Source organism: Phenylobacterium sp. (assembly GCF_004799395.1).
Classification (GTDB): Bacteria; Pseudomonadota; Alphaproteobacteria; order Caulobacterales; family Caulobacteraceae; genus Phenylobacterium.
The window spans coordinates 1-3,614 of the sequence record NZ_SSMZ01000070.1 but is presented as its reverse complement, the minus strand read 5'-3'; the positions used below and the strand labels follow the sequence as shown (position 1 = coordinate 3,614).

Annotated in this window: 3 protein-coding genes; all 3 read left to right on the top strand. The window is 66.7% G+C overall.

Features of this window, described 5'->3' with window-relative positions; translation table 11 throughout:
- Positions 1-1,718: DUF885 domain-containing protein (locus tag E8A12_RS04570; protein ID WP_293366588.1), on the top strand; the 1,718-nt coding region annotated here is incomplete at its 5' end.
- Between the two features lie 222 nt (positions 1,719-1,940).
- Positions 1,941-3,170 carry an FAD-dependent oxidoreductase gene (locus E8A12_RS04565; protein WP_293366587.1) on the top strand — a complete coding sequence of 410 codons (1,230 nt, stop codon included), beginning with the start codon at positions 1,941-1,943 and terminating at the stop codon, positions 3,168-3,170.
- 21 nt (positions 3,171-3,191) lie between these two features.
- Positions 3,192-3,512, top strand: coding sequence for a 2Fe-2S iron-sulfur cluster-binding protein (locus E8A12_RS04560; RefSeq protein ID WP_293366586.1), 321 nt, complete (start codon positions 3,192-3,194; stop codon positions 3,510-3,512).
- Positions 3,513-3,614: the final 102 nt, after the last annotated feature.

The window sequence follows — 3,614 nt, the reverse complement described above, 5'->3', positions numbered from 1 at the left end:
GCGCGCGCCTGACCGCCTTCCTCGACAGCGAATACGCCCAGGCGATGAATTTCAGCCCGCAGCAGTCCAGCTCCTTCGGCAGCAAGGAGGGCTTGGACAAGCTGAACGACCTCAGCGACGCGGCCGACCTGCAGCGCCTGGAATGGCGGCGCGGCAGCGTGGCGCGCCTGAAGGCCCAGTTCCAGCGGGCCAAGCTGCCGCTGGACGCGCAGATCAGCTACGACATGTGGATCGACGAGCTGGACTCCGCGGAGCTCGCTTACAAGTTCCGCGATTACGAATACGCCGTGGGCCAGATCCAGTCGTCCCTGCCGAACTTCCTGATCGGCTCGCACCTGGTCGAGGCGCCCTCCGACATGGTCGCCTACAACGCCCGCGTCATGGCGATGGGCCACGCCATGGACCAGGTGCGCGAGCGCGCCCAGGCCTCCGTCGCCAAGGGCATCCGCATGCCCCGCTTCCAGTACGAGCGCGCGATCGCCGAGAACAAGAAGCTCACCTCCGGCCAGCCGTTCGACGCCGCCGGCCCGGATTCGCCCCTCTGGGCCGACGCCAAGGCCAAGGTCGGCAAGCTGCAGGCCGCCGGCAAGGTCACGCCCGAAGAGGCGCAGAAGCTGCTGGAGGGGACGAAAACCGCGCTCTTGACGGGGATGAAGCCCGGCTACCAGCGGATGGCCGACTGGCTGCAGAGCGATATCGCCAACGCCAAATCCGGCAAGGTGGGCGCCGTCACCCTTCCCAATGGGCTGGCGTGGTACGCCGCGGCCCTGAAGCTGCAGACCCGCACCGACCTCACCGCCGACCAGATTCACGCCCTGGGGCTCTCGGAGGTGAAGCGCATCCAGGGCGAGATGGACGCTTTGGCCAAAAAGGCCGGGTTCCCGGACGCCGAGACCTATTACAAGGAGCTGCAGCGGCTCGACCCGGCGCAGCCCTACAACGACCAGAATCGCGCCGAGATCCTTAAATATTCCAATGACCTGATCGCCAACGACCGCACCCATCTGGGGTCGATGTTCCACGTCCTGCCGATCTACGGCATCGAAGTGATCCGCGAGCCCTCGTTCAGCGAGGTGGCCGGCGGCGCGGCGCACACCAATGGGGCCAGCCCCGACGGCAAACGCCCGGGCCGGGTCTATCTGCACATGCTAGGCAAGACGCCGATGCGCGCGAGCCTGCCCGACCTGATGTGCCACGAGGGCATCCCGGGTCACGCCATGCAGGGAGACATCCGGGTGCGCCAGAAGGATGTGCCCAAGTTCCGCCTGGCCGCCCGCAACGCCGCCTTCAACGAGGGCTGGGGTCTCTACTCCGAGTATCTCTGCAAGGAGATGGGCGTCTATCCGGACATCCCGTCCGACTTCATGCGCCTGGACGGCGAGCTGTTCCGCGCCGTGCGCCTGGTCACCGACACCGGCATCCACGCGCAAGGATGGAGCGAAGAGCAGGCGATCGACTACCTGAAGACCGTCGGCCACCGCAGCGACGACACTGCCCGCGCCGAGACCCGCCGCTACATCGTCGGGCCCGGCCAGGCCACAGCCTACAAGATCGGCATGATCCGCATCATGCAGCTCCGCGACCAGGCCTCGAAGGCGCTCGGCCCGAAGTTCGACATCAGGGCCTTCAACGACATGATCATCGCCTCCGGCTCGCTGACGCTGTCGGTGCTCGACATGCGGGTTAAGGCCTGGATCGCCGAGCAGAAGGCAGCGTGACAAAGGCCTCTCCCCTGCGAAGCGAGAGGGGGAGGGTGGAGAGAGGGCGGCGGAGGCCTCGCCGCCGGCATGATAATCCAGCCATCGCCAAGTTGGAACATGGCTGAACCGGTGGTTCGAGGGTGACGCGGAGCCGCCCTCTCCCTACCCTCCCCCTCTCGGCTGCGCCGGGGGAAAGGCGTCCAAGTTGACGCCAGCGTCATTTTTGGGCATCGAAGCCGAATGAGCGATCCAGCCGCGCATGTGGTGATCCTGGGGGCCGGCCATGCGGGGGGCACGGCGGCGGCCCTGCTGCGCCAGTATGGGTTCGAGGGGCCGATCACGCTCATCGGCGAGGAGCCGATCCCGCCCTATCAGCGGCCGCCGCTCTCCAAGGCTTGGCTCAAGGGCGAGGCCGATGCGGACTCCCTGGCCTTGAAGCCGCTGGAATTCTACCCCGAGCACAACATCGACTTCCGCGCCTCGACGACCGCCACCGCCATCAACCGCGGGGCCAAGACGGTGGCGCTCTCCGACGGATCGAGCCTCGCCTACGATGTCCTGATCCTGGCCACCGGGGCGCGGGCCATCGCCCTGCCCATCCCGGGCGCGGACCTGAAGGGCGTGATGTTCCTGCGCACCGCCGCCGACGCCGAGACACTGAAGGCGACGGTGGGGCCGGGCAAGACCCTGGCCGTGGTCGGCGGCGGCTATATCGGGCTGGAGGTGGCCGCCTCGGGCCGGGCGCTGGGCGCGGAGGTCGTGGTGCTGGAGCGCGAGGACCGCCTCCTGGCCCGCGTCGCCTGCGAGACGCTGTCGGCATTCTTCAAAAGCTACCATGAGGCTCACGGGGTGACCTTCGAGCTCGGCGCCACGGCGACGGCCTTCGAAGGGCAGGACGGTCATGTCACCGGCGTCACCCTGGCCGATGGCCGCACCGTGCCTTGCGACGCCGTGGTGGTCGGGGTGGGCGCCCACCCCAACGACGAGATCGCCAAGGACTGCGGCCTGGACACAGCCCGCGGCATCGTCGTCGACCTGGAGGCGCGCACATCCGATCCGTCGATCTTCGCCATCGGCGACGTGACGCACCGGCCGATGCCGATCTACGACCGGATGTTCCGCATGGAGAGCGTGCCTAATGCGCTGGAACAGGCCAAACAGGCGGCCAGCGCAATCGTCGGCCGGCCGCCGCCACCGGGCGAAACGCCCTGGCAGTGGTCGGATCAGTACGATCTGAAGCTGCAGATCGCCGGCTACGCCTTCGACGTCGACGAGATCCTGCTCCGCGGTGACCCGGCGTCAGGCAAGTTCGCGGTGTTCCACCTGAAGGGCGATCTCGTCCAGTCGGTGGAAGCGATCAATTCACCGCCTGAGTTCATGATGGGCAAACAGCTCATCGGAGCGCGGCGTCCGGTGGACAAGGCCAGACTTGCAGACCCCACCGTTTCCATGAAAGAGGTCGCTGCTTAAGGGCGGCCCGTCGAGGGACTAATGGCGAAGATTACCTACATCGAGCACGACGGAACCGAGCACGTCATCGACGTGAAGAACGGGCTCAGCGTCATGGAAGGCGCGGTGAAGAACAACATCCCCGGCATCGACGCCGACTGCGGCGGCGCCTGCGCCTGCGCCACCTGCCACGTCTATGTGGACGAAGCCTGGCGCGCCAAGACCGGCGAGAAGTCGGCCATGGAAGAGTCGATGCTGGATTTCGCCGAGAACGTCGAGGACAACTCAAGGCTCTCCTGCCAGATCAGGGTGAGCGACGCGCTGGACGGCCTAGTGGTGCGGATGCCGGAGAGCCAACACTAGAGCATTCGACATCTAAGTTGATGCATAGCCGTCGTGGCGGAAATAGTTGGCGCATTCCTGCGGGGTGAAGGCGTCGAGCACGTGGCCGATGCGATCCCAGAG